19 protein-coding genes and 1 pseudogene are annotated in these 26,940 nt (G+C 39.1%); 7 read left to right on the top strand and 13 right to left on the bottom strand.

Features of this window, described 5'->3' with window-relative positions; all coding sequences use genetic code 11:
• Positions 1-259 precede the first annotated feature (259 nt).
• Positions 260-3,607 carry a vitamin B12-dependent ribonucleotide reductase gene (locus JWR87_RS13825; RefSeq protein WP_297821072.1) on the bottom strand — a complete coding sequence of 1,116 codons (3,348 nt, stop codon included), beginning with the start codon at positions 3,605-3,607 and terminating at the stop codon, positions 260-262.
• Between the two features lie 465 nt (positions 3,608-4,072).
• Between JWR87_RS13825 and JWR87_RS13820 the strand changes: the two genes are divergently transcribed.
• The gene (locus tag JWR87_RS13820) at positions 4,073-4,828 is read left to right on the top strand and encodes a geranylgeranylglyceryl/heptaprenylglyceryl phosphate synthase (protein ID WP_297821070.1); all 756 of its coding nucleotides are present in this window, start codon (positions 4,073-4,075) and stop codon (positions 4,826-4,828) included.
• A gap of 95 nt (positions 4,829-4,923) precedes the next feature.
• Here JWR87_RS13820 and JWR87_RS13815 read toward each other — a convergent pair whose 3' ends face one another.
• The 3 genes from JWR87_RS13815 to JWR87_RS13805 all read right to left on the bottom strand — a co-directional run bounded on the left by JWR87_RS13815 (position 4,924) and on the right by JWR87_RS13805 (position 8,158).
• Positions 4,924-6,210, bottom strand: a complete 1,287-nt coding sequence (locus JWR87_RS13815; protein WP_297821068.1) for a M20/M25/M40 family metallo-hydrolase — start codon at positions 6,208-6,210, stop codon at positions 4,924-4,926.
• Between the two features lie 14 nt (positions 6,211-6,224).
• On the bottom strand, positions 6,225-6,974 hold the full coding sequence (locus JWR87_RS13810; RefSeq protein WP_297821066.1) for a response regulator: 750 nt from the start codon (positions 6,972-6,974) through the stop codon (positions 6,225-6,227).
• A 140-nt stretch (positions 6,975-7,114) separates the two neighbouring features.
• Positions 7,115-8,158 carry a histidine kinase gene (locus tag JWR87_RS13805; protein WP_297821065.1) on the bottom strand — a complete coding sequence of 348 codons (1,044 nt, stop codon included), beginning with the start codon at positions 8,156-8,158 and terminating at the stop codon, positions 7,115-7,117.
• A gap of 189 nt (positions 8,159-8,347) precedes the next feature.
• On the opposite strand from JWR87_RS13805, the gene dxs reads away from it, so the two are divergent.
• On the top strand, positions 8,348-10,285 hold the full coding sequence (gene dxs / locus JWR87_RS13800) for a 1-deoxy-D-xylulose-5-phosphate synthase (protein WP_297821063.1): 1,938 nt from the start codon (positions 8,348-8,350) through the stop codon (positions 10,283-10,285).
• A gap of 165 nt (positions 10,286-10,450) precedes the next feature.
• Here the strand turns inward: dxs and JWR87_RS13795 are convergent, their stop codons facing one another.
• The 5 genes from JWR87_RS13795 to rbfA all read right to left on the bottom strand — a co-directional run bounded on the left by JWR87_RS13795 (position 10,451) and on the right by rbfA (position 15,416).
• Entirely contained in the window at positions 10,451-11,254 is an 804-nt protein-coding gene (locus tag JWR87_RS13795; protein WP_297821061.1) for a segregation/condensation protein A, read from the bottom strand.
• A 220-nt stretch (positions 11,255-11,474) separates the two neighbouring features.
• Complete coding sequence (gene frr / locus JWR87_RS13790) at positions 11,475-12,038, bottom strand: ribosome recycling factor (RefSeq protein ID WP_297821059.1); 564 nt, start codon at positions 12,036-12,038, stop codon at positions 11,475-11,477.
• Positions 12,039-12,391: 353 nt separating this feature from the next.
• Entirely contained in the window at positions 12,392-13,531 is a 1,140-nt protein-coding gene (locus JWR87_RS13785; RefSeq protein WP_297821057.1) for an MraY family glycosyltransferase, read from the bottom strand.
• Positions 13,532-13,785: 254 nt separating this feature from the next.
• Complete coding sequence (locus JWR87_RS13780) at positions 13,786-15,003, bottom strand: FtsX-like permease family protein (protein ID WP_297821055.1); 1,218 nt, start codon at positions 15,001-15,003, stop codon at positions 13,786-13,788.
• A 32-nt stretch (positions 15,004-15,035) separates the two neighbouring features.
• Positions 15,036-15,416: a 30S ribosome-binding factor RbfA gene (rbfA, locus tag JWR87_RS13775; RefSeq protein WP_297821053.1), complete on the bottom strand. Its 381-nt coding sequence runs from the start codon at positions 15,414-15,416 to the stop codon at positions 15,036-15,038.
• A 65-nt stretch (positions 15,417-15,481) separates the two neighbouring features.
• Between rbfA and JWR87_RS13770 the strand changes: the two genes are divergently transcribed.
• Positions 15,482-17,311, top strand: coding sequence for an ABC transporter ATP-binding protein (locus JWR87_RS13770; RefSeq protein ID WP_297821051.1), 1,830 nt, complete (start codon positions 15,482-15,484; stop codon positions 17,309-17,311).
• 288 nt (positions 17,312-17,599) lie between these two features.
• Here the strand turns inward: JWR87_RS13770 and JWR87_RS13765 are convergent, their stop codons facing one another.
• The 4 genes and pseudogenes from JWR87_RS13765 to arfB form a co-directional block, all read right to left on the bottom strand.
• The gene (locus JWR87_RS13765; RefSeq protein WP_297821049.1) at positions 17,600-18,514 is read right to left on the bottom strand and encodes a TraR/DksA C4-type zinc finger protein; all 915 of its coding nucleotides are present in this window, start codon (positions 18,512-18,514) and stop codon (positions 17,600-17,602) included.
• 2 nt (positions 18,515-18,516) lie between these two features.
• A complete protein-coding gene (ileS, locus tag JWR87_RS13760) occupies positions 18,517-21,885 on the bottom strand; it encodes an isoleucine--tRNA ligase (protein ID WP_297821047.1) in 3,369 nt (1,122 codons plus the stop codon).
• A gap of 186 nt (positions 21,886-22,071) precedes the next feature.
• A complete protein-coding gene (locus JWR87_RS13755) occupies positions 22,072-23,565 on the bottom strand; it encodes an oligosaccharide flippase family protein (RefSeq protein ID WP_297821045.1) in 1,494 nt (497 codons plus the stop codon).
• 81 nt (positions 23,566-23,646) lie between these two features.
• Positions 23,647-24,024 (bottom strand): annotated as a pseudogene (gene arfB / locus JWR87_RS13750) (alternative ribosome rescue aminoacyl-tRNA hydrolase ArfB); the annotation flags it as partial.
• A gap of 52 nt (positions 24,025-24,076) precedes the next feature.
• Here arfB and dtd point away from each other — a divergent pair.
• The 4 genes from dtd to JWR87_RS13730 all read left to right on the top strand — a co-directional run bounded on the left by dtd (position 24,077) and on the right by JWR87_RS13730 (position 26,913).
• Complete coding sequence (gene dtd, locus JWR87_RS13745) at positions 24,077-24,529, top strand: D-aminoacyl-tRNA deacylase (protein WP_297821041.1); 453 nt, start codon at positions 24,077-24,079, stop codon at positions 24,527-24,529.
• A 71-nt stretch (positions 24,530-24,600) separates the two neighbouring features.
• Positions 24,601-24,936 carry a nucleotide pyrophosphohydrolase gene (locus tag JWR87_RS13740; protein WP_297821040.1) on the top strand — a complete coding sequence of 112 codons (336 nt, stop codon included), beginning with the start codon at positions 24,601-24,603 and terminating at the stop codon, positions 24,934-24,936.
• Positions 24,937-25,056: 120 nt separating this feature from the next.
• Positions 25,057-25,302, top strand: a complete 246-nt coding sequence (locus tag JWR87_RS13735; RefSeq protein ID WP_297821038.1) for a hypothetical protein — start codon at positions 25,057-25,059, stop codon at positions 25,300-25,302.
• 147 nt (positions 25,303-25,449) lie between these two features.
• Positions 25,450-26,913: a glycine--tRNA ligase gene (locus tag JWR87_RS13730; protein ID WP_297821036.1), complete on the top strand. Its 1,464-nt coding sequence runs from the start codon at positions 25,450-25,452 to the stop codon at positions 26,911-26,913.
• The last annotated feature ends 27 nt before the right edge of the window (positions 26,914-26,940 follow it).

Below are 26,940 nucleotides of genomic sequence, written 5' to 3'. Positions count from 1 at the left end.
AAAAAGGTTTTGTGAACTTAAAAGTATGGAAAAGAATACCACGACAACAACCGGACAAAAAACGTTTTAAATAACTCTGAGAATAAAACTTGCAGTTAAATTTGTAGCGAACAGGATATGCAAGTATTACCCTGGCTACATTGCGTACATAATTAAAGGCTATCTCTGGTCCAGATAGCCTTTAATTATTTTAGACACATTTTTAGTTCTTATTAAAAAAAAAGAGGAACTTTTTACAGTTCCTCTTTTTACATTTATTTTAGCTACAGCCCATGCTGGTACCACAATTCATGCATTTGTAACACGTACCACTCCGGATGGTGATATGACCGCAGGTACTACAACTTGGGGCATCGCTTTGCATAGTTTTAGCGGCAGCATTTACTGCATCCAAACCAGCACCAACTTTTGTGGCAACTAATTTCTGCTGTTTTTGTGCAGGCGTACCTTGAGAACCATTAACAGGGGCAGAAGGCGTAACCCTGACACTGCTTAATTCCTGCTTTACATCTACATCGTCGCCCAGGTTGCTTAACTCCGGCTTGTCCAGTACATGTACCAGGTCGGTGCGACCCATGTATTCGTAAGCAAGACAACGGAAAATAAAGTCTACGATCGAAGTAGTCGTCTTAATATTTGGATGATCTACCATACCGGCAGGCTCGAACTTGGTAAACACAAACTTCTCAACAAACTCTTCTAACGGAACACCATATTGCAAGCCGACGGAAACTGCTATTGCAAAACAGTTCATTAGGCTGCGAAGTGTAGAACCTTCTTTTGCAAGATCAATAAAAATCTCCCCCAACGTATTGTCGTTATACTCGCCGGTACGTAAGAATATGACCTGTCCTCCAATTTTTGCTTTTTGGGTAAAGCCACGGCGTTTGCCTGGTAATGATTTGCGTTGCACAATATCGCTAAGCTTGCGCTTCAGTTGGGTATCGGTAGAAGCATGCATGCGCTTGGTAACTTCTTCTAATAACTCTTCAACAGTTAACTTACTCAAATCAACAATATTTGACTCTGGTTGCAACTCACTGGTTACAGCCTCTGCAACTTCTTCTTTTGTATCTGAAGCTTTCTTTTTCTTATCGCTTTTGTTGCTCAGAGGTTGAGACATTTTAGAACCGTCGCGGTACAATGCATTGGCCTTTAAACCCAGCTGCCAGCTAAGCATATAGCAATCAGCGATCTCATCAACAGCAGCTTCGTGTGGAAGGTTAATCGTTTTAGAGATAGCGCCGCTAATGAAAGGCTGAGTTGCACCCATCATACGGATATGACCATGTGCATGAATATAACGTTCGCCTTTTTTACCACATTTATTGGCACAATCAAAAACTGAAAGATGCTCTGGTTTCAAATATGGTGCACCTTCAACGGTCATTGTTCCGCAGATATAATCGTTTGCAGCATCTATTTGCTCATCTGTAAATCCTAATGCTTCAAGCAAGTTGAAGTTCCAGTCCATATATTCTTCTGCCTTAAACCCTAGTCTTTCGAGGCAAGCTTCTCCCAAGGTAAAGCGGTTGAAAACAAAGCCGATTTCAAAAGCTGATTTTAGGGCATCACCCAGTTTTTTAATTTCTTCAGCAATAAACCCTTTTTCGCTTAAGGATTGAGCATTGACGAAAGGAGCGCCTTCAAAAGAGGCTGTTCCTACAGCATACTTAATAATCGCATCAGCCTCTTTTTCTGAGTACTTCAGGTTTTTTAATGCTTGTGGAACAGACTGGTTGATGATCTTGAAATAACCGCCGCCGCTAAGTTTCTTAAACTTCACCAGCGCAAAGTCAGGTTCAACACCTGTGGTGTCACAATCCATTACAAGTCCAATAGTTCCTGTTGGAGCAATTACGGTTGTTTGTGCATTGCGGTAACCATACTTTTCTCCCATTTCCACCGCTTCATCCCAGGCCTTACAGGCAGCAGAAAGCATATAATCGGGACAATATCTTGCTTTTATGCCTTGTGGTTTAATACTCAACTTCTCGTAGCTGTCAGCATCATAGGCCGCCACACGGTGGTTATGCATTACACGAAGCATATCTTCTTTATTTTCTTCGTATTTAACAAATGCTCCCTGGTACTTTGCGATCTCTGCACTGGTACGATAAGCAACACCAGTCATAATCGCTGAAACTGCACCGGCAATACCGCGAGCTTCTTCACTGTCATAAGCAATTCCGCTTACCATTAGCATACTTCCAAGGTTAGCAAAGCCAAGACCCAGCGTTCTGTATTCGTAAGAAAGTTGCGCTACCTCTTTACTTGGAAATTGTGCCATTAAAACCGATATCTCCAATACCACAGTCCACAAGCGGCAGGTAAACTCAAAACCTTCTACGTCAAAAATGTTGGTATCATTATTATGAAATTGTCTCAGGTTAACAGAAGCAAGGTTACATGCGGTGTTATCAAGGAACATATACTCAGAGCAAGGATTGGAAGCCCTGATCTCGCCACCTTTCGGACAAGTATGCCATTCGTTGATCGTCGTGTTGTATTGTGCTCCCGGATCAGCGCAGCTCCATGCTGCATACGCAATCTTATTCCACAATTCCTTTGCAGGAATGGTTTTCATTGTGCGGCCGTCAATTCTGCCTTTTAGGTGCCAGTCTTCACCTTTTTCCAGTTTCTCAAAAAACTCGTTTGGAATACGAACAGAGTTATTAGAGTTTTGACCAGATACTGTACGGTAAGCTTCGCCCTCGTAATCACTTGCATAACCCGCCGCTATCAAAGCACCCACTTTCTTTTCTTCTTCAACTTTCCAATCTATAAAATCAACAATTTCAGGATGATCCAAATCGAGACAAACCATTTTCGCAGCACGACGGGTTGTACCCCCACTTTTAATTGCACCTGCAGATCGGTCGCCTATTTTCAAAAAACTCATTAAGCCGCTTGATGTACCACCACCACTTAACTTTTCACCTTCACCACGAATATTTGAGAAATTTGTTCCTACACCTGAACCATATTTAAAAATTCTAGCTTCACGTACCCACAAATCCATAATACCACCGTCACTTACCAAATCATCTTCTACACTCAATATAAAACATGCATGCGGCTGGGGCCTCTCATACGCGGACGTCGATTTCTTAAGCTGTCCATCATTTTGATCTACATAATAATGCCCTTGAGGCTTTCCCGTAATTCCATAACTTTCATAAAGACCTGTATTAAACCACTGCGGACTGTTTGGTACGCATGCCTGATTCAAAATGCTATACACTAACTCCTCATAAAAAACCTGTGCATCTTTAGTACTATCGAAGTAATTGTACCGCTCGCCCCAAACTTTCCAGCAATTAGCCATACGGTGTGCTACCTGCTTTGCAGAAGTTTCTCTGCCCAACGTTCCATCTGGTTGAGGAACCCCTGCTTTTCTGAAATACTTCTGTGCAATAATATCAGTTGCGATTTGGCTCCATTGCGCAGGAACCTCGCAATTTTTCATTTCAAAGACAACTTCTCCATTTGGATTGCGGATAATGCTTGTTCGATAGTCGTAGGTAAACATATCGAATGGAGATACACCTTCTTTAGTAAAGCGGCGTTGGAACTGTAGTCCCTTGATGGTTTGTGTGGCGGCCATTGGCGAAATTTATTATGAGATGTGAGTAGATCTGGAAATGCCCCTGGAAATTGTAGGGCAAACGAAATTATCAGGCTTTTTTCATAAAAAGGAGTCTTTAATATCCCCCTCATGTGGATAATTATTGTGCATATTAACGCACCTCAACGCTGTATTGACTCTCAGAGAATGTTCACATAAGTGTTGAAAACTTTTAAAAAAACCACCCCTGTTTTTGCTACTTTATCTGCATCAGCACCATCTCATTTAGCGGGTATTACTAAGAGCGGCAACACCACATATAATTCATTTAGATAAAACTGTATTGCTTATCGACCACAATGCGCACCAATGGCACAACATTTTTATTCTTACACGCAACTATTTCAAATTAAGGTTTCAGCATTTCAGAGGGCGTATTATTGAAATCAAAAGTGATTAAATAAAATTTTTTCAGCATTTTTGCAGGAACTCGATACCAGTTGCATGAAGAATAAGCTTTACCAGCATTTTTTAAAAAATAAACAGCAAGGCCAAAAGTCACTTGCGGTGTTAATTGATCCTGATAAGGTTGATGGCGATAGAATAGAGCAGCTAGTTACACTTGCAACCGACTCTAAGGTTGACTATTTTTTTGTTGGCGGCAGTTTAATTATATCAAGTTACCTCGACGAGTGTATTCAGCAGATAAAGTCTACCTGCAATATTCCCATCGTGCTTTTTCCAGGTAGCCCGGCCCAAATAAGTAAATACGCCGACGCTTTATTATATCTCTCCCTTGTTTCCGGACGTAATGCAGAATTGTTGATAGGGCAACACGTAGTAAGTGCCCCCTTTGTTAAAAAGAGCGGTCTCGAGATTATGCCAACCGGTTATATGGTTATTGATGGCGGTGCACCTACCACGGTTTCTTATATTTCAAACGCCACACCCATTCCATCCGATAAAAATGAAATTGCTTTATGTACGGCTATGGCCAGCGAAATGCTTGGTATGAAGCTGATTTATATGGATGCAGGTTCCGGAGCAAAACGAGCGATTACAGAAAGTATGATAGCAATGGTGTCGGCAAATATTGAAATCCCACTTATTGTTGGCGGTGGCATTACGGATCCTGAGAAGGCTTACCGTAACTGCAAGGCAGGAGCTGATGTAATTGTTATCGGGAATGCTATAGAAAAAGATCCCGCTCTTATAAAGGAAATGGCTACTGCAGTTCACAGTCTGGCCATTACTGCTTAGGTTTTTGGTACCAGCAAAAAATTTCGAGGCAACACTGTTGCGTCGCACTCTTTTACTGTAAACCTTTTTGCAACAATAAATATCCGCCTACTCCACTATCTCGTCAACTCATCTGCTTTTACCCTGGAAGGTGTATCCTTTCCATTAACGATGCTTTTAGCACTAATAATTACAGACTTAATAACTTCAGTCATGTTATTTAAGTCTAAAGTATTTACCTCATCGCTTAATTTATGGTAGTTTGCCTCGCTATCCATTTTCGAAGTTGAAATGGTATGCGCCGGCACACCTAATAAAGCCAGGGTAGCGTTGTCTGACCGGTAGAATAAATTCTGATCGGTGTATGGATCGGGGTAAAAACTAAAACTGCTTCCCTGCAAATTTTTCTGTAGAATTTTACCCAGGTCTGTTTTTTCGAATCCTGTTATATAAGCCGAATTTTTACCCCACTTGCTTTCAGTTCCAATCATTTCTATATTGAACATGGCCACTACTTTGTCCGGATCTAATTGTTTAGAAAAATACTGCGATCCATATCCGCCGATTTCTTCAGCGGTAAAGGCAGCAAATACAAGTGTTCGTTCGTTTTTATTAGCAGCTTTATAGTATTTGGCCATTTCAATTACGGCTGTAATTCCGGACGCGTCATCATTTGCGCCATTATAAATGGAATCATTGTTATTTACCTTTCCAATACCAAGATGATCGTAATGCCCCGAAAAAACCACTATTTCATCTTTCTTGCTTTTACCTGGTATAACAGCTACGACATTCGAACCTTGTTGCTCTGTTAATTCCTGCGTTATGTTTATATCATACCTGTCAGCTGCAAAGGTTCCAAGTACGAACACAACACTTTTTTCAGATTTAAAAAGCTGCTGCCGCATTCTATTTAAACGAGTGAAGTTTTGAGCGAAAGAGGTGTCAACAAAAACAATAAGGTTCTCCTTAAATTTTAAATACGCTCCAATTTCCTTTCTGAACTGCGCTCCGGCTTTAAGAACTGTTTTTCTAAATCCCGACTTATCAGTGATATGTAAACTAGCAGCAGTGGTAAATGGTATTACATTTTTTGCGTCTATAACAGAACTGTCGATAGTAGCTGAAATATTGATAAGCTTGGGACTTACCATAGTAAAAGCCTGACTATAACCGGAGAGGCCGTTTAAAGTACCCAAGCCAATCTTTTTAAACTCATTGCCAATAAATACCGCAGCCTTTTCCGATCCTGCAGTAAAGGCTTTTCTACCTTGCATGCTGTCTGACGATAAAATACTTTCTATTCTTTTTACGTCAGAAGCATTTATTATTTTACTGATAGACTGAGCATTTGTAAACAGAGCTAGTGCAACAAATAACAAAACCAGGCTAAATTTCTTCATTTTTCAAAAGTAACTTATAGGCTCATCATCTCCTTAAACTTAACAGTTTGCCTACGGCTAACTTCTATTTTTTCGCCGCCTTTTAATTCAAGTAATAAGCCTCCATTAAAATAAGGTTCTATTTTTTCTATCCACCTCATATTAATAATGTGCTTGCGGTTTGCCCTAAAGAAAACCTTATCGTCGAGCCTGTCCTCTAATGAGTTAAGTGATTTTAAAATAAGGGGCTTATTTGGTCCAAAAAAAACTTTTGCATAGTTACCTACGCTCTCAAACAAGCGGATTTCATTGAGCTTTACAAACCAGCAGCGCTCGCCGTCTTTTACAAACACCTGGTCTTCCTCGGTTAACAACCCTTCTCTTGCAACTGTCCCATTGCTACTTCCACTAGAATGAGCAGAACTATGGCTTTCCTCCTGTTTTACTTTCTGAATAGCATCTGACAAGCGCTTTGGTTCAATGGGTTTTAAAAGGTAATCGAGCGCATTTACTTCAAATGCTTTTAGGGCAAATTCGTCGTAAGCTGTGGTAAAAATAACTTTGGGAGCCCGCTCCAATTCTTCCAGTAGATCGAACCCTGTTTTGCCCGGCATTTGAATATCTAGAAATATAAGGTCGGGGTTGTGCTGCTCTATTTTTTCCAGGCCTTCCTGCACATTAGATGCTTCGTCGATTATTTCAATTTCTCCAAAATCCTGCAATAATTTTTTCAATTCATTTCGCGCTAACCTTTCGTCATCAATGATAATTGTTCTCACAGACATAGTTCCTGGTTTTTAAGTTTACCTTATTGTTAGTTTTAGTTCAAAAGGCCGAATAGAATTATAACTGTACAAGAGTGCGACGCAACAAAAGCTTCATCTCCGAACGTAACCCTGAAACACAATTGACAAAAAAGTCGATGTTAAGCAACCGGCATCTTAACCGTTGCTTCTACCATATTTTCGCTTTTGTTTTTAATTTCGAAATGCGCCTTATCTCCGTATAATAACATCAGCCGGCTTTGCGTACTAGACAATCCAAAACCATCAGGGTTAAAATCTCCGTTTAGGTGCCCCGTATTAGTTACAGTCAATTCGTGATAATTGTCTTTAAAATCAGAAATAATCTTAATAATTCCACCCTCCATTTTTTTACTAATTCCGTGCTTAATTGCATTCTCCACTAAAGTTTGCAGCATCATTGGCGGCACCGGCTGGCCAAGCGTGTCTTCGTCAATGTCATATTCTATGTTAAGCCGATCTTCGAATCTTATATGCTCCAGTGCAAGATAATCTCGAACAATATTGAGCTCTTTTGAAAGAGGTGTTGTCTCAACTTTTTCAGCCTGCATGCTGCTTCTCAACAGATTGCTTAACTCTGTAATTGCCTGCCTTGCTCTTTGAGGGTTTTCGTCAACAAGCGCACGAATACTGTTTAGGGCATTGAAAATAAAATGAGGGTTTATATGGGCTTTGATTGTTTTAAGCTCTAATTCTTTTACCAGGCTTTGCAACTTTACTTTGTCTAGCTGCTCTTGCTGGCTTTTAATTACGTAGTGGTAAGTAAAATAAATAAGGTTCCAGATGATTAAGAAGATGAAACTGGAAAAGGATGCTTTAATAGTTTGATATACGAGCGTATGCTGTCGAAAAGTTTCATTGGTAAGGTTAAATGTATCTTCAAGATAAATGCTCGCAAAAGTCAGGAAAAACGAAAAGCCTACAGTAGTTAAAATCATGTAGGTGATTTGGTTATCTAATCGCAGCTTCAGAAGACCAACTCGTTGTATGAACGAGCGCATCAGATGTGTGATACCAATTCCGAGAAAGGCATCTAAAAAAAGAACTTTAAAAAAATTTGGATCTTCCTTTGTCCTTAGGGTTAAATAAAAAAAAGTGAAAACGATTATGTAAGTGCTCCAGCCTCCTATCTGGCAAAGCCAGTATTTCGATAGACTTCTATTCATACGTTACCAAAAATAAAAATAATAAGTGTGAATACCCAGTTCTTTTGACTAAAGGTGAATAAGAGGGTTAACTGGTGGAATAATATTTTAAGACTTGTTTTAAACTTTCAATTAACGAAATTCGTTATGTAAGCGTTATTGAAACAGAGTGGTTGGAATTATACCTTAATTTTACAAAAATTGGAAAGGATGGAAATTACGCCGGGGCATTTGTTGAAGGGGATAGATAGTCCCGCGGACCTTAAAAAGCTGAGTCGTGAACAACTACATAAAGTATGCGATGAACTGAGGCAATACATTATTGATGTTGTAAGCGTTCATGGAGGTCACTTCGCTGCAAGCCTTGGCGTAGTTGAGCTTTCCGTTGCACTTCACTACATATACAACACTCCCTATGATCAACTTGTATGGGATGTGGGCCACCAGGCCTACGGACATAAAATTCTTACAGGCCGACGCGATAATTTTTATACCAATCGCAAATACCATGGTTTAAGTGGTTTTCCGAAAAGAGGCGAGAGTGAATATGATACGTTTGGGGTGGGGCATTCTTCCACCTCTATCTCAGCTGCTTTGGGAATGGCAATGGCAGCGAAATATAAAGGCGAAACTGACCGTAAATCTGTAGCGGTAATAGGCGACGGGGCAATGACGGCAGGAATGGCTTTCGAAGCAATGAACCATGCGGGTGTGGCCGATAGCGATCTCCTTATTATTTTAAATGACAACTGTATGAGTATCGACCCTAATGTTGGTGCTCTGAAAGAGTATCTTACAGATATCTCGCTATCTCCTACTTACAACAAATTCAAAGATGATGTATGGAAAGCTTTAGGGAAGTTGCCCGTAGGTAAAGGTTTCACGCGCTCAATGGCGCATAAAGTTGCTGAAAGCCTAAAAGGAATGGTGAGCAGTAGTGCAAATTTATTTGAGGCTTTAAAATTGAGATACTTTGGACCAATTGACGGTCATAATATTTCTAAGCTTGTCGATACATTAAAGGATCTCCGCGGAATTCCCGGTCCTAAAATTCTGCACATCGTAACGGTAAAAGGAAAAGGATATTCTCTTGCAGAAAAAGACCAAACAAAATGGCATGCACCCGGATTATTTGATAAAATAACCGGTGAAATTGTAAAAAAGAAATTTGCAGTGCCTCAACCTCCAAAATACCAGGATGTATTTGGACACAGCATTATAGAGTTGGCAGAAAAGAATGATAAAATAATGGGTGTAACGCCGGCAATGCCCAGTGGCTCCTCGCTAAAATTTATGATGGATAAAATGCCTCATCGATCTTTTGATGTGGGCATTTGCGAACAACATGCGGTTACTTTAAGTGCAGGTTTGGCTACACAAGGTTTAAGGGTGTATTGCAATATTTACTCCTCATTTATGCAAAGGGCATTCGACCAGGTTGTACATGATGTAGCGATTCAAAAACTGCCGGTTGTACTTTGTCTCGATAGGGCAGGCCTGGTTGGCGAAGATGGTCCAACGCATCATGGCGCTTATGATATAGCCTACTTCCGTTGTATCCCTAACATGGTAATTAGTGCCCCGATGAACGAATCGGAGTTGCGCAATTTAATGTTTACCGCACAACTCGAAACTACCGACGCGCCATTTGTTATTCGTTATCCACGTGGCGAAGGTGTAATGACGAATTGGCAAACTCCTTTTGAAGAAATTAAAATCGGTAAAGGACGTAAAATTAAAGACGGTGAAGATGTCGCTATTCTCACCTTTGGCCACCCTGGTAATTTTGCCACTACAGCTATCCGCGAATTGAAAACACAGGGACTGAACCCTGCCCATTTTGATATTCGTTTTGTAAAACCTTTAGACGAAGAACTATTACACGAAGTGTTTACAAAGTTTGATAAAGTGGTTACTGTAGAAGATGGAACTATTGTGGGAGGTTTTGGAAGTGCTATACTCGAATTTATGGTGGCTAATGAATATAAAGCTGACGTGAAAATGCTTGGAATACCTGATAGAATTGTAGAACACGGTACACCCAAAGAGCTGCATCGCGAGTGTGGGTATGATGCACAGGGAATTGCAGAAACGGTGAGAGCTATGGTTAAAGATAAAATTACAGTCTCTACATTTATTGGAGGATAAACGTACAGTAATACAAATGACACAAAACGAGCTGCCTTTTGAGCAGCTCGTTTTATGTACCAGGGCTTAAAAAATTTATGTTCCCGGCACTATGTAATTCTATCGGGCTTTACTTGCGTCGCACTCTTCATCGTTTGTACCTATCTTAAGCAGTCCGCCATATTTTTAATTCAAACTCGCATCGAAACCAGCAGGCGTTCCAAAAGTGTCTGTTTCTGTCCTGTTATCATTCCACTCAACTATAAAATTATTTCTTCCCTCGCCTACTATAATACTCATGTAATCGAGTTGAATAAGTTCAAGCATCGATAAGAAAAAGAAAATAGCCTGAATACGGTCTCTGCATTTTTCGAACACTTTTTCAAAAGAAACAGTTTTTTCCCTGCTGGTAAGCTTCAGCATAAACTCGCGCGTTTCTTCCATAGTATAGTTGTAAGCTACTACCGTATGAACAGGTTTGTTTTGCCGGTCATGTACCTTTTGCATTACTTTTTCAAAAGCCTTCATTAGTTTAAACAAAGTAATGTTCTGAATTTCCGTTCCTTCTCCCGCCTGCTCTCCTATTACAGCCATTTCCTTTTGCAGGTTTCCTCTTTTAAGCATTAATAGTCGCACAGCTTCCATCTCTGCTATTTCTGACGCAGCTTGTTTAAACCTTTTATATTCAAGAATTTTGTCAATCAGTTCTTGCCTTGGGTCAATTTCATTTCCTTGTTGGTCAACTTCTTTCCTTGGCAACAACAGCTTTGCTTTTATCCTCATCAATGTAGAAATAAATAGGATAAATTCACTGCTTAGCTCTATGTTCAATGCTTCTTGCGAATGAATATAATTTAGAAAGTCTTTAGTAATCCGGTTGATGGGGATGTTATAAATATCAAGCTCATCCCTTTCAATGAAAAACAGCAACAAATCGAATGGACCTTCAAACTGAGGGAGTTTTATCTGGTAGGTCTCGGTGGCTGTCATTTAGGTTATTTAAAAAGTTGCAGTAAATTCTTTACTATCTACAAATGTATCTTTAAGATTCACTGTATAAGCTTCGAAGAATAAACAGGAAATCCACATGTGGATTAGTTATTTAAAAGAAAATTTGCTGAAGCGATGGTATTACACTAACTGGTTAGATACTTTTAAACAAAAAATCCCGGTTCTTTGAACTGGGATTTTTAATAGTAGTTATTTGAAATTAAATAGACATTACATCTCTTTCTTTAGCCGCAAGGTGTTTTTCTACCAACAAAATGTATTTGTCTGTTATATCCTGTACTTCTTTTTCAGAATCCTTGGCAATATCCTCGCTTAGACCTTCTTTCTGTAGTCTCTTAATTTCTTCAATTGCATCACGTCTGATGTTTCTGATAGCCACTTTTGAATGCTCTGCCTCGGCTGCTGATTTTTTAACCAGCTCTTTTCTTCTTTCTTCGGTTAAAGGCGGTAAAAAAAGGCGGATATTAACGCCGTCGTTTTGCGGATTAATTCCAATGTTAGCTGCTATAATTGCTCGTTCAATAGTTTGAAGTGTTTTTTTCTCCCAGGGCTGAATGCTAATAGTACGGGCATCCATAATATTAATATTTGCCACCTGGTTTATAGGGGTAGGTGCACCATAGTAATCAACCATAATACCGTCGACCATTTGCGGATTTGCTTTTCCTGCCCTGATCTTCCCAAGTTCAACTTCCAAAAACCCAATTGCTTTCTTCATTGAATCTTCTGCATCTTCAATTATAAATTCCAGTTCTTCTGACATTGTAACAGATTTTCAAAGGCAAAACTAACGATTACCTTAATACTATAAATCGGGGTGAGATAAATTAGTGAATTTATTAAAGTATAAAACGATTGCAGGAGGAGAAACAAAGGAGTGTAGTAGCCCTCTTCTAGTTCAAAAATTAAGAAAAGCCACAGAAAGAGTTGAAGACAAAAAAGTGCGACGCAACAAATGATGATTTAAAAGAAGCTGTTCGGGCAACACAAACTTACATTTAAAAGCAGATGAATTGCTTTAGCCTTACCCGGAAATACTGTTGTTACTATTATAAGCTGTAAGCCAAATTCAAGGAGATACTACAGTACCGCAATTAGGACTTCTAGGTAGTACAACTAGTCTTCCTCCACAACTGCTGCCTTTTTATCAAACAGTGGAACAAGTCGCACACTGTCTTCTGTTAAAAGAGACTTTACTTCCCCTTTTATTGCCCGTAGTTTATATTTTGACTTTTGGTAGGTAAGCACATAAACTATGGCAAAAAAAGAGATTATTAATGCTACGATTAAAAGGCTTGTACCAATTCCCTGAAAGGCAAAAGATGCGATGGAGGCTAAAATTGTTGTAAGGGCACAAATAAGTGTTACGCTTTTGTGATTAAACCCTCTGCTTAAAAACAGATGATGTATATGATTTCTGTCGGGGCTAAACGGAGAGCGACCTTGCACAACTCTTATGGTAAATACACGTAAAGTATCCATCAGTGGCAATAGCAAGATGCCAAAACCAACGGCGGGAGCAGCAGTAACCGGGTAAGAAGTATAAGTGCTCCCCTCTTGTATAAACTTAATGACCAGTATACTATTTACAAGGCCAACTAACAGAGACCCTGTATCGCCCATAAAAATTCGGGCAGGGTAAAAGTTATAATATAAGAAAGCGAGAAGGCATCCGGCAAAACTAAACCCTAGAACCGCATAAGGGATATTTTGATTTATAAGAAAAAAAATGGCAAACACTAACGATGAGATAAGTCCCAGGCCACCAGCAAGACCATCAACACCATCAATTAAATTAAAGGCATTTATTATTACGACAATGGCAAAAATGGTGAGCGAGTAACTGCAAAAAGCATTTAGCTCGTAAACACCAAACAGGCCATTCATGTTGGTAATAACAAGGTTTGATTTGTAAATTAAAATCCCAGCAACAAGCAGTTGACCTAAAAACTTTTTGCTTGCTGAAAGCATCATGATATCATCTTTAATACCAAGAAAGAAAATAAGAAGGAAAGCGGCAATATAAAACTGAAATTCGGGGGCTTCAGTGGCAAAGTTTAGAGTAAGGAGTATACTTAAAATGAACCCTATAAACATGCCCAGACCGCCGAGCGAAGGTATTGGCTGCTTGTGAAATTTACGCTTATCATCGGGTTCATCGTAAAGCTTCTTCTTTTTGGCAATTACTATAATTACGGGTATGATTAGTAAAGTAATTATAAAAGCTATTATTGATCCGAGTATAATTTGTTGCATTCAATTAGCCGTTTTAGATTACTGAACTACCCTGAAATCAGGGTAGCAAATTAAATGTATTTAACGCTTATAGTAAAATTTTGTTATTATTAGCGGCATTAAAATTTCTTAGCCATGTATCCTAAATTTTGTTTTAAGACACCCGCTAATAGTTTTAGCTGCTTTAGCTACAACATAATTTAAAATCGCTTCTTTTACTGGTAGATTTTGTTACTGAACGAATTTTACCAGCAAATATTATTGTCACATAGAAATCAACTTTTTAAAGAAAAATGCTGCTTACTTGCTTTTTTCGATGGTATCCAGGCTGCAAGCAATGAAATAAACATAACTGTTGCAATCACCGCTAGAAAGTCTGTAGCAACCATCTTTACAGGGTAGTAGTCTATTATAAAACTGCTTCCTGATAGTTTAACAAGCTTAAACTTGATTTGAAGCATACATATAAGGACTGCTATCAGAATTCCAGAGCCACCACCGACAACTGATAACACAAAACCTTCATTAAGAAAAATTCGTTGTATGTAACTTTCATCTGCTCCCATTGATTTTAAAACAGCAATGTCTTTTTGTTTCTCCAACACTAGCATAGTAAGCGCACCAATCATATTAAACGCAGCTACCACAAGTATGAGTGATAAAATAGCATAGATGACCCATTTTTCTACCTGCATTACCGTGTAAAGACTTTGATTTTGTTGATACCTCGTTTCTACTTTGAAATTTTTACCTAACAGCTTTTGAAAAGTATTTTTTACTTGTTCAGTTTGTTCGGTGTTGTTTAATGCTACCTCAACGGCGCTGTATTGATCCGGATCCAGATCAAGCATAAACTTTAAAAAACCAATATTGGTTATGGCGTACTTGTTATCGAAGTCTTGCTGCAAATTGAAGCTGCCCGTAACATCAACATTGTAAGAATTAAGGGCATCCAACCCCGAAAAATTTGTAGCTTTTACATTTGGCAGATAAACCGTTAGTTGATTTAGATTCATTCCAGCCATAGATCCTACAGCATTTTCAATACCTCCACCCAATACAAGTGCAGGTTTATCGGCACTACCAACATCATATTTTCCATTTTTGATGTGGCTGGCTAAACCACTTACGTTTGTATACTGCGAGTCGACCCCCTTAAGGTAAATTATACTTTGATACTCATTGTTAACTAAAACTGCTTTTTCTTCTGTAATAGTACATATCTGCTTTACTCCCGCCGTTCCTTTTATTTGCTGCAACTGCTGAGGTGTAAGGGTGATAAATTTACCTTTAGCTGGCGCTATTCTAATATCTGTATAAAAATCAGCGTAAAGCCCTTTCACCAGGTCTTCAAAACCATTGAACACACTTAGAACCAAAATAAGAGCTGCAGCGCCAACTGCAATTGCAAGAATGCTTATCCATGCAATCAGGTTTATAGCATTCGTAGTTTTTTTTCCTACAAAATATCGCCATGCAAATAATATCGTCATCTATAATAAGCTTTCTCCATGTCTGATTTCAATTATTCGCCCATCTCTTTTTTTGTGTCGTCTCCAGAATTAATTTGCTTGAAAATATTTTCCATTTTAAATACATAGTCCAAGGTGTCATCTAAATAGAAATGCAATACGGGAATGCGCCTTAGCTGGTGTTTTACCCTATCGCTCAATTCTTTTTTCACTTCCCACGCTTGTGCCTGTATTTTTTTCATTGCAGCATTTGCGTCTGCTACTTTAAATAAACTCAAATATATTCTTGCTTCTAACAGATCTGGTGTCACCTTCACTGATGATATTGATACCATTCCACCATCTATCATGTTTAACCCAAGTCGCATGAAGATGTCATTCATCTCTTGTTGAATAACCGCTGCTATTTGTTTTTGTCGTTTCCCTTCCTGCATTATTCACATTTTTTATGGTGGTAAAATTAGTTACTTTGTACCGATTTGATTGATTTAAAACACTAATGAAAAAATACTCCCGGCTTTTCAAATACCTCCGTTTTTATAAAGGAAACATCGTTCTTTACTTTTTATTTACCGTTTTTTCAATAGTTTTTTCTCTTGTGTCTTTAGGAACGCTGCCATTTTTTTTAGGGCTGATTTTCAAGCCGGAAAAACTTGTTCTTCAAAAACCCGCTGCAATACACGGATCAACTGACTTTCTAAACTACATCAATTACGAGATCAGTAACCTTATTGTAAGTAACGGTGTCAACGGTCCCATACTTGCTTTGGCATTTATTTGTGTCACCATCATTATTTCTGTCCTGCTAAAAAATCTATTCCTCTATCTGTCATTCTACGTTCTTGCCCCAATTAAGAATTCTATAATGACCAGGCTTAGGCAAGACTTATATGACAAGCTGCTTCAATTACCCATCGGCTATTTTACAGAGCAAAGAAAAGGCGATGTAATGAGTAGGATGACGAACGATATAGGAGAATTGGAAGGGTCGGTAGTTGGGGCGTTGGAAGGATTTATTAAAGACCCGCTAAACATCCTTATCATACTTGGAGCCCTCATTTACATTAGCCCTACATTATCTTTATTTCTGCTAATTTTTCTGCCTTTGACAGGAATAATTATTGGGCGCGTAAGCCGATCCCTAAAAAAACAATCAAATGCAGCAGCAATTATGCTTGGAGAAGCGCTGTCCGTCCTTGATGAAACCTTGGGAGGGTTACGGGTTATTAAAGCATTCAACGCTGAGAAGTTATTGCAAGGCAGGTTCAACCATACCAATGATAAATTGTTCCATTTACGAAACAAGATGCAATATCGCAGAGACTTAGCGTCGCCATTAAGTGAGCTTTTAGGTGTTATGGTCCTTTGCGGAATTCTATGGTTTGGCGGGCGTTTAGTGTTAGCAGGCACAGCCGGGCTAAAAGCTGAAGGCTTTATTATGTATGTTGGTTTTTTCACCCAGATTATCAATCCCGCTAAAGCGCTTTCTTCTTCATTTTATAGTATGCAAAAAGGAACTGCTGCTATAACCAGGATAGAAGAGATACTAAACGCACCGGTGAAAGTGGATGAGAACGTTAACGGCCTACAGCTTTCAACTTTTAAAAATTCAATCGAGTTCAAAAATGTTAGTTTTTCATATGACGATAAGGTCATACTCAAAAACATTAATTTAAAAATCGAAAAAGGCAAAACGTTGGCGCTGGTAGGCTCGTCCGGCGCTGGAAAAAGCACGTTGGCAGATTTGATACCCCGATTTCATGATGTTACAGAAGGTGAACTCTTGATTGATGGAGTTAATATTAAAGATTACTCGCTTTTTTCTGTAAGAAAGCAAATGGGTATTGTAACCCAGGAGCCTATTTTATTTAATGATACCATTGCAAGCAATATTGCTTTGGGTGTCGAACACGCTACAAGCGGTCAAGTTGAAAGTGCGGCAAAGATTGCAAATGCCCATGACTACATTTCTCAAAAAGAAGGTGGGTATGACACTAATATTGGAGATCGTGGAGGTAAGTTGAGTGGAGGTGAAAGGCAACGCCTTACAATTGCAAGGGCAGTTTTGAAAAACCCTCCGATCCTAATCTTAGATGAGGCAACATCTGCATTAGATACTGAAAGTGAACGCCTGGTGCAGGACGCCATTAATAATATGATGCAGAACAGAACGTCTATAGTAATTGCGCACCGTTTAAGTACGATACGTCATGCAGATGAAATTGCTGTAATGCAAAAAGGCGAAATAGTTGAACGGGGAACCCACGATGAACTACTGTTAAGAGGAGGATTTTATAAACGGCTGGTGGATATGCAGGAGGTTAAATAGATTAATTGTTCCATCGTGTTATTGTTTGTAAAACAATAACACGTGTTTTTCATTGTTCCGGCATTACTACACTGTTATACATTCTTGCGACGCTCCTTTAATCTAGAAGTTCGCTATTTAGCCTTTATTAATATTTCAAAAAATCACTCAATTCGTTGCTTTAGTATACGTATGCCATGTAACCAGCGTAAAATAAAGTTCGGACTGCTTGGATAAAAAATCTAGAAAAAGTAACGTAAAAAGAAAAAGGGAAGCACGCTTCCCTCCTATTCGCAATATATTAATCGCTTATTTAGTAATTCCCAGCTTGGCCTCCATGCTTAAAGTAGCATGTGGTACCGCACGAAGCCGAGCTTTATCAATCAACTTGCCGGTAACCCGACAAATACCGTATGTCTTATTTTCAATACGCATAATTGCCTTTTCAAGATGATCGATAAACGTAATTTGGCGACTTGCCATTTGACTAAGTTGCTCCCTTTCCATACTCATTCCACCGTCTTCCATGGTCATATAACGGTTGTCAGTTTCATCGCCACCCATTTCGTCACGACGAGTAATCAAGCCTTGCAAATAAGCTAATTCTTTTTTAGCAGCATCTAGCTTTTTACCAATTAATTCTCTAAACTCCTGTAGTTCGCTATCGCTATAACGCATTGTAGGTCCCTGCGACACAACGGCCGGTGCATCTAAAACACTTTTCATAAAGTCAGGCTCATAGTCAACTTTCTTATCTGTAGAAGTTTTAGGAATGACTACAGGCTTAGCGGGTTTTTCGCTGTCAGATTTTGGTGACTTAGCTGCTTTCGACTCCTTCTCTACCGAAGCGTCGGCCTTAGATTTCTTCTCAACGCTTACCTCTTTTTTTGCTGAAACCGGTTTTATTTCTTTTTTATCTGCCTCTGGTGTTTTTTTCACTGGTTCTTTTAATTTTTTTTCAACTGCTTTTACTACATTTTTAACTATAGACGGAACAGATGACGGTTTAGTAAGTTTTGTAACAGCTTCTGTTAACGGTGCTTTTGCTACTTTTGTTTCTTTAGTCGTCCCTTTTTTGGTAGACTCCTTTTCTGCTGCCACTGATGAACCTTTTAAAGATGCTCCCTTTACAGATTTTAAATCCTTTTTTTGCGACTGCTTTGTAGCAGAAGGGGACACTTTAGAAGCTTTTGCAGCTTCTTTACCTGGTTTTTGTGCAGCCATGGCTAAGCTTTTTTAATTACACTAACTTTTAATAAAATATCATTGACTTCTATCTGGGTGCCATCAACTATTTCCGGCACAAAATCGACAGAATCTGCTAAAATTTCCGCGCAAATATAGTTTTTATAATCATTTATCGAAGGTGCTAACCTTTCATTTTCAACAATATTAATGTTAATTCGGTCAGTTACTTCAAACCCACTATCTTTTCTTAGATTTTGGATACGATTGACAAATTCCCTCGCTTCACCTTCTTTTCTCAGTTCATCTGTAATTGTAATGTCAAGCGCTACGGTAAGGGTACCTTTGCTTGCTACACTCCACCCGGGAATATCTTCAGCGGAAATTTCTACATCACTCAGTCGCAAGATAAGAGCTTCGCCTTCAACCTCCAAAATAAATTTTTCCTCCTTTTCAAACTGTGAAATGTCCTGCTGGCTTAGCTTTCCGATAGCTGCAGATACAATTTTCATCTTTGCTCCTAGTCTTTTTCCGAGGGCAATAAAGTTTGGTTTTATTTTTTTACTTATAAATCCTTCGGTAGCTGTGAGGTATTCTATTTCTTTTACATTGACTTCACTTTTTATTAAATCCTCAACTTTCGAAAGTTGATTTTTCATTAACGGATTTAAAACGGGTATTAAAACTCTTTGAAGTGGCTGCCTCACTTTGATATTTACTTTTTTGCGGATGCTTAATATTAGCGAAGAGGCATCCTGGGCCATTTGCATTCGCTCTTCTAAAGCAACGTCTATTACAGCTAAATCTACTTTTGGAAATTCCGCATGGTGAACACTTTCAACATTAAAACGATTGGTTACTGCGTTTAGGTTTTGAAAAACGGCATCACTAAAAAACGGAGAAATAGGTGCGACTAATCTAACAACAGTCTCTAAGCACTCATACAATGTCTGATACGCAGCTATTTTGTCCTGCTCGTATTCGCCTTTCCAAAAGCGGCGACGGCATAGGCGAACATACCAGTTGCTGAGGTGTTCGTCAACAAATTCTTCTATGGCACGACCCGCCTGTGTAGGTTCATAGTCGTCCATGCTTTCTGTGACCGTCTTAATTAATGTATTTAGCGACGACAAGATCCACCGATCAATTTCTGTCCGCTCTTTGAGGGGTATATAAGCTTCCTTAAAAGAAAAGCTATCTAAATTGCTGTACAATGAAAAGAACTGGTAAGTGTTGTACAACGTTCCAAAAAATTTTCTTTGCACTTCCTGTATACCACCGATATCAAATTTCAAATTATCCCAGGGGCTTGCGTTGGTTATGAGATACCAGCGGGTTGCATCAGCTCCAAACTTGTCAATTGTTTGGAATGGATCGACAACATTACCGAGACGCTTGCTCATTTTGTTGCCGTTCTTATCCAGAACCAGTCCGTTAGATACGACTGTTTTGTAAGCAACGCTGTCAAACAACAAAACGCTTAAAGCATGTAGTGTATAAAACCACCCACGTGTCTGGTCTACACCTTCGCAAATAAAATCGGCAGGAAAAGCTTTATGACCATCTACCAGGTCTTTATTCTCGAACGGATAGTGCCACTGGGCGTAGGGCATTGCACCACTATCGAACCAAACATCTACAAGATCGGGAACGCGCTTCATCGGTTTTCCGGTAGGACTAACCAATATTATTTCATCAACATATGGTTTGTGGAGGTCGAGGATACCTTCGTGTAAATAATTTTCATTTACATTTCCGCCTAAGATTTCATTGGCCTTGCGAATTCCAGCATTTAATTCTTCAATACTGCCGATGCAGGTTTGTTCGGTTCCATCGTCGGTTTTCCAGATAGGCAAGGGCGTTCCCCAAAAGCGGCTGCGACTCAGATTCCAATCAACCATATTTTCAAGCCAGTTACCAAAACGACCTTCCCCGGTTGACTTTGGCTTCCAGTTGATCGTCTTATTTAACTCTACCATTTTATCTTTGAGAGCTGTGGTTTTTATAAACCATGCATCTAATGGATAGTAAAGTATTGGTTTATCAGTTCTCCAGCAATGGGGATAGGTGTGTTCGTATTTTTCAACTTTGAAAGCCCGGTTCTCTTTTTTTAATTTGACACAAATGTCCACGTTCACATCTTCATACGCCTTATCGTCTTTGTAGTTTTTCACAAAGCGATTGCTGAATTCTCCGAGACCGTCTACAAATTTTCCCTGCCGATCAACCATTGTCAGAATACCCAGGTTGTATTTCTTACCAACCTTGTAGTCATCGGCACCAAATGCAGGAGAGGTATGTACGATGCCCGTACCGTCTTCGGTAGTAACGAAATCGCCTAGAATTACCTGGAAGGGCTTTATTTCTTCATTATCTCCTATGGGTTGTATTTGCTGCCTGCTATTTGCTTCATAAGCTAACAGTTGCTCATACGCTACTCCCTCTAGGTCTGATCCTTTAAATTCTGCCAATATTTTCCAAGGGAGAAGTTTCTCGCCTTCTTTGTAATTTTCGAATTCTCCGTTCTCTCCTTCTGCTTTAAAGTATTTACTTATCAACGCTTTGGCAAGCACAACATTACCGGGAAGGTGGGTGTACGGATTGAAGGTTTTAACCAAAACATAATTGATGTTAGGTCCGACTGTTAAACCGAGATTTGACGGAAGAGTCCACGGCGTTGTAGTCCACGCAAGAAAAAAGATGTCAGTAGCAGGCTGATCTTTTACAGCATCAAAAAGAAACAGACTTCTTTCTCCTTTAGTTGCTTTAAACATCGCAACTACCGATGTGTCCTTTACATTCTTATAAGTGCCTGGCTGGTTTAACTCATGTGAACTTAGACCAGTTCCGGCCCCCGGGCTAAATGGTTGAATGCTTACGCTTTCATACAGCAAACCTTTGTCGTACAATCTCTTTAGCAACCACCACAAGGTTTCAATGTAATTATTGTCGAAAGTGATGTATGGATCATTTAGATCTACCCAATAACCCATTTTTTTGGTTATCTCATCCCATTTGTCTTTGTAACGAAGTACCGCTTCGCGGCATTTCTGGTTGTAATCCTCAACACTTATCTTTTTTCCAATATCCTCTTTTGTAATGCCTAATTCCTTTTCGACGCCTAGTTCTACCGGTAAGCCGTGGGTGTCCCAACCGCCTTTGCGTTTTACCTGTAAACCCTGCATTGTTTTGTATCGACAAACCAGGTCTTTTAAAGTGCGCGAAATAACATGGTGAATTCCGGGCAAGCCGTTAGCGCTAGGAGGACCTTCGTAAAAAACAAAAGGTTCTGCTCCTTCTCTCAGTTCCACACTTTTTTCAAAGGCTTTGCTTTCCTCCCACCGGGTTAAAATTTCTTTTTCTATTGCAGGAAGATTTAAACCGGAAAATTCTCTGTATTTAACGCTCATATTTATAAACTGCTGAGATGATAATAAAAAAGGTGCGCAAAGGTAAGGAAAGTACACTGCCTTTCACTTGAATGAAAAGCTTAATAAGTTGTAAAACCGCGGACTAATTTCAGTAGAATTACAAGGGATGAACGGAGCGCCGCAACGATGTTTAATAGCAGTACTAATGCCTGGTACAAAAGGAATCTACTTTAGGTACTTGCCTATTACAGGCATTTTTTGAAACTCTTTTCTTTCGACCAATAATATAAACCAGATATAAATGAATAGTAAGATAGAAGCGACAATAAGGCTAAACAAGGTGTAAGGCAACAGCGCAATGAGGCCCTTATGAATAAAGAATAAGGTTACCACAATTACAACATAAGCCGTTAGTTTTTTCCATGGGTAGGGAATGCGATATTCCTTTTGCCCCCATATGTAGCTCATTACCATCATACTTGCATAACAAAAAAATGTAGCCCAGGCACAGGCCATATAGCCATAACCTGGAATAAAAATCCGGTTTATAATGATAGTAATAACGGCCCCGATTACGGTAATAATTGCACCCGCGTGCGTTTTATTGCTTAGCTTATACCAAATACTAAGGTTGTAATAAATGCCTAAAAATATATTGGCGAGCAATAGAATTGGTACTACCCCAAGCCCGGCCCAGTAGGTTTTATTTCCAATAAAAAGATAACTGATTACCGGAATGTATAGACTAACCACGAGGAACATTGTTGTGACTGTAATAACAAAGAACTTCATTACCCTTGCATAAATCCGCTGCGGATTTAGCCCTTCGGCTTGTTTGAAGAAAAAAGGCTCTGCCCCCATCCGGAAGGCCTGAATAAACAAGCTTATGAGTAAAGACAACTTATAGCATGCACTGTAAATTGCGACCTGCTCCTGTTTAAAGGTCGCAGTTCCGGGAACCCACCAGTTCAACATTAGCCTGTCAAAAGTTTCATTAATCATTCCACCCATCCCTACAATAATGAGGGGTAAGGAATAGAGCATCATTTCCTTCCAAAGCTTTGTATTAAAGTGAAGTTTTATAGAGCCAATTTGCCCCATTAGCAAGAGTACGGTGAGGCCAGATGACATAACGTTTGCGAGAATAACATAAGTAACGCGATTCACATCTGTACTATAAAAAAATCCGATCCAGCTATCAGGATTGTTCTCAATAATTTTTGGACAATAAGATAGAAAAAAGACAGTCACCAAAATATTCAGAAGAATACTGCAGATCCTGATGGCTGCATACTTTATGGGTCGTCCTTCCTGCCGCAAACGTGCGAAAGGAATTGCTGCTAAGGCATCTAAGGCAATAATTAAAATGGTTAGCTCTATTAATTGAGGGTCGTCTGCTACGCCGGCAAAGGCTGCGAGGGTATCTCTAAAAATCCATAAAAAAGCAGAAAGAAAAATGGTAGTAAGAAAAAGAGAAATGCTTGCAGTGCTGTAGATGCTGTTTTCATACTCCTTACGCTGTGAAAAACGAAAATAAGCAGTCTCAAAACCATAAGTGAAAAGTACATTGAGTAGAGGAATGGCCGCAAAAACGAGACTCATCTTTCCATAATCCGATATTTTTAAAACCGAAGTTCTCGTTAAATAAGGGGTCAGCAGGTAGCTCATAAAACGTGCAGCAATAGAACTTACTCCATACCACATTGTTTGACTTGCCAATTTTTTTAATCCACTCAATTGTTTCAATTATTTCATCAAAAATACTATGTCTCGTAACATCCCCTCATTTATTATTCTTTCTTAAAATATAATCTTTCGCCTGTTGCTTTTAATGTCTGAAGTTATTTTTTTCGACTCTATTCTTTTTTCCCTGCTGCCTTTTGAAGGTTTTGTAGCAATTCGTGCTTTCTTTTTAACCAATGCATGTTCTATTAAAGTGTTTATTTTTTTCACAACTTCATCCCTGTTTCCTAGTTGTGTTCTTGCTGTCTGAGACTTTACAAGTAGCACGCCTTCGGAGGTTATTTTGTTTTGCAGTTTTTCAAACAGTGTTTGTTTTTGTTGATAGGTGAAAAAAGCCGACCCTGCAATGTTCCATCTTCCTTCGACCATGGTCTCTACTTTATTTACATTCTGACCTCCCTTACCGCCACTTCTTGCAGTGCTAAATACAATTTCGTTGTAAACGTCTACCTTCATAAACATAAAATTACAAGTAAAAAAGGTTCGTATGAGGGTTGTTATTCAACGGGTAAATAAAGCGTCTGTAAAAGTTAATGGTGAAATAACGGGTCAAATAAATAAAGGGTTGCTTGTACTGATGGGAGTTGAAGATGCAGATAGCGATGACGACATAAACTGGCTAAGCAATAAGATAGTTAACCTGAGAATATTTAGTGATGAAATTGGTGTAATGAATAAAAGTGTAAAAGAGATAGGTGGAGAAATATTATTAGTAAGCCAGTTTACTTTGCACGCAAGCACTAAAAAAGGAAATAAACCTTCCTATATCAAGGCCTCGAAAAGCACATTTGCAATACCAATGTATGAAAAAATGATCGGGCAACTAAAAGTTGATTTAGGAAAAAACATTGCAACAGGGATTTTTGGTGCCGATATGCAAGTGGAATTAGTAAATGACGGACCTGTAACTATTATATTAGATAGCAAGAATAAAGAATGATAATTCCGGAATCGGAAATGCTTTCCTTTATCTGGACAAAAATGCAGGAGTAAATTTTTAAAAAATAATTAATGGAAATAACCTTAAAAGAGGCGCAAATAAAGGTAGATGATTGGATAAAGACGGTCGGTGTTCGTTACTTTAATGAACTGACAAACCTTGGAATTTTGATGGAGGAAGTTGGTGAGCTAAGCCGGTTAATAGTGAGAAAGTATGGTGAGCAGTCATTTAAAGAATCTGATAAGAACCGTGAGTTGGCAGATGAGATGGCAGATGTGTTATGGGTTCTGCTTTGTCTTGCAAACCAAACCGGCGTTGACATGACTGCAGCGTTTGAAAAGAACATCGAGAAAAAGACTTCACGGGATTTAAGCCGTCACCAGGATAATAAAAAACTTAATCCGTAAGAGTAATAATTGTCTCAAAAAGGGAACATCTCTAAAAAGGGTACTTATTGTGCAACCAAATATGCACCTCTGCCATCTTTAGAGAAGAACAAGAATTATTACAAACAAATACAGTAGATTATGTTTTACCCCTTATTGAATATCGTGATGCAGTATGTAGGTGCAGTGTTGGCAGGTATTTCTGTAGGGTTAATTTGCAAAGTTTACTTCGCCTCACAAATGCAGAATAAAATCAGGGGTTATCAAAGCGACATTGTTAAAAGTCATAGCCGCATTCTTGAGCTGGATGCAAGAAATGACGAATTAGAGAAGCGGATTAAAGAACTGGAGGGCCGTTTCATTAAAGACAGGATATTTATGAATTAATGTAATCTTACAGTTAGAAAATTAAGTTTGAGAACACCTACCCTTCCAATCACCCCCCTCTCACCTTTCTAGCATTCGCCCCACCCCTTCTTTTCGCACCACCTTGCCGGCTTTATTTTACTGTATTTTCTGTAGGTTTGCCGCATTATGACGACAAACGAAAATAAGTTTCAAGAGATCATTTCTCACGCTAAAGAATATGGTTTTGTTTTCCCCAGCAGTGAAATTTATGATGGATTAAGCGCTGTATACGATTATGGCCCATATGGTAGCGAATTAAAAAAAAATATACGCGATTATTGGTGGAAATCAATGACACAATTGAATGAAAACATTGTGGGTATTGATGCCGCTATTTTTATGCACCCCACTACCTGGAAGGCCAGCGGTCACGTTGATAATTTTAGTGATCCTATGATTGACAATCGTGATAGCAATAAGCGTTACAGGGTTGATCACTTAGTAGAAGGTCTTGCAGATAAATTAAAAGATGAAGGTAAAACCCAGGAGGCTGAAGCGCTAATCGCAGAGATGGATCGTTTGCTTGCTGCCGAAGACTATACAGGTTTAAAAGAATTAATAGCCACTAATAATATTGTTTGTGCCGTTAGCGGCACTGGCAACTGGACTGACATCCGGCAATTTAACCTCATGTTTTCTACTCAGCTCGGAAGTGTTGCCGAGGATGCTGATACCATTTATTTACGTCCGGAAACGGCACAAGGTATTTTTGTAAATTTTCTCAACGTTCAAAAGACTTCAAGAATGAGGATACCCTTTGGTATTGCTCAGACCGGTAAAGCTTTTAGAAACGAAATTGTTGCCCGCCAGTTCATTTTTAGAATGCGGGAGTTTGAACAAATGGAAATGCAGTTTTTTGTTCGGCCTGGTACTGAAGGTCATTGGTACAGGCACTGGAAAGAAGCAAGATTGCAGTGGCATGTAAGCCTAGGTATTTCTTCCGATAAGTATCGGTATCACGATCACGTAAAGTTGGCTCATTATGCAAAAGAAGCCTGCGATATAGAATTTGAATTTCCCTTTGGTTTCAAAGAGGTAGAAGGCATACACTCACGTAGCGATTTTGACTTAACACAGCATCAGTTATACAGCAAAAAGAAAATGCAGTATTTTGATAATGATGTTGACCCTGCTACCGGCAAGCCGTACGGCAACTACATTCCATACGTTGTAGAGACGTCAATTGGTTTAGACCGAATGTTCTTACTTATACTAAGTGAGAGCTATGAGGTAGAAACGCTAACCAAAGAAGATGGCAGTACAGATATCCGGGTTGTTATGCATATTCCCGCAAAAATCGCCCCTGTTAAACTGGCTATTTTGCCGCTGGTAAAAAAAGATGGTCTACCGGAAATTGCAAGAGCGCTAATGAATGATTGCAAGACGCATTTCCGTTGTTTTTTCGAAGAGAAAGATGCCATCGGAAAAAGATATCGTCGGCAAGATGCAATCGGCACTCCTTTCTGTGTAACAATCGATCACCAGACAAAAGAAGATCAAACAGTTACAATCCGCCATCGCGATAGTATGCAACAAGAGCGAATTTCTATAAGTGCGGTTAGGGAACTGGTTTTGAAGAATATATCATAAACGATATTAGAATTATCTAAAAGTCCG

Source organism: Segetibacter sp. (assembly GCF_025963695.1).
Classification (GTDB): Bacteria; Bacteroidota; Bacteroidia; order Chitinophagales; family Chitinophagaceae; genus Segetibacter.
Note: the sequence above shows the minus strand (reverse complement) of the source record. Positions and strands in the feature narration are given on the sequence as shown.

Coding starts and splice junctions, on each gene's coding strand:
- JWR87_RS13825 (WP_297821072.1), bottom strand. CDS start 3,607: ATGGCCGCCACACAAACCATCAAGGGACTACAGTTCCAACGCCGCTTT.
- JWR87_RS13820 (WP_297821070.1), top strand. CDS start 4,073: ATGAAGAATAAGCTTTACCAGCATTTTTTAAAAAATAAACAGCAAGGC.
- JWR87_RS13815 (WP_297821068.1), bottom strand. CDS start 6,210: ATGAAGAAATTTAGCCTGGTTTTGTTATTTGTTGCACTAGCTCTGTTT.
- JWR87_RS13810 (WP_297821066.1), bottom strand. CDS start 6,974: ATGTCTGTGAGAACAATTATCATTGATGACGAAAGGTTAGCGCGAAAT.
- JWR87_RS13805 (WP_297821065.1), bottom strand. CDS start 8,158: ATGAATAGAAGTCTATCGAAATACTGGCTTTGCCAGATAGGAGGCTGG.
- dxs (WP_297821063.1), top strand. CDS start 8,348: ATGGAAATTACGCCGGGGCATTTGTTGAAGGGGATAGATAGTCCCGCG.
- JWR87_RS13795 (WP_297821061.1), bottom strand. CDS start 11,254: ATGACAGCCACCGAGACCTACCAGATAAAACTCCCTCAGTTTGAAGGT.
- frr (WP_297821059.1), bottom strand. CDS start 12,038: ATGTCAGAAGAACTGGAATTTATAATTGAAGATGCAGAAGATTCAATG.
- JWR87_RS13785 (WP_297821057.1), bottom strand. CDS start 13,531: ATGCAACAAATTATACTCGGATCAATAATAGCTTTTATAATTACTTTA.
- JWR87_RS13780 (WP_297821055.1), bottom strand. CDS start 15,003: ATGACGATATTATTTGCATGGCGATATTTTGTAGGAAAAAAAACTACG.
- rbfA (WP_297821053.1), bottom strand. CDS start 15,416: ATGCAGGAAGGGAAACGACAAAAACAAATAGCAGCGGTTATTCAACAA.
- JWR87_RS13770 (WP_297821051.1), top strand. CDS start 15,482: ATGAAAAAATACTCCCGGCTTTTCAAATACCTCCGTTTTTATAAAGGA.
- JWR87_RS13765 (WP_297821049.1), bottom strand. CDS start 18,514: ATGGCTGCACAAAAACCAGGTAAAGAAGCTGCAAAAGCTTCTAAAGTG.
- ileS (WP_297821047.1), bottom strand. CDS start 21,885: ATGAGCGTTAAATACAGAGAATTTTCCGGTTTAAATCTTCCTGCAATA.
- dtd (WP_297821041.1), top strand. CDS start 24,077: ATGAGGGTTGTTATTCAACGGGTAAATAAAGCGTCTGTAAAAGTTAAT.
- JWR87_RS13740 (WP_297821040.1), top strand. CDS start 24,601: ATGGAAATAACCTTAAAAGAGGCGCAAATAAAGGTAGATGATTGGATA.
- JWR87_RS13735 (WP_297821038.1), top strand. CDS start 25,057: ATGTTTTACCCCTTATTGAATATCGTGATGCAGTATGTAGGTGCAGTG.
- JWR87_RS13730 (WP_297821036.1), top strand. CDS start 25,450: ATGACGACAAACGAAAATAAGTTTCAAGAGATCATTTCTCACGCTAAA.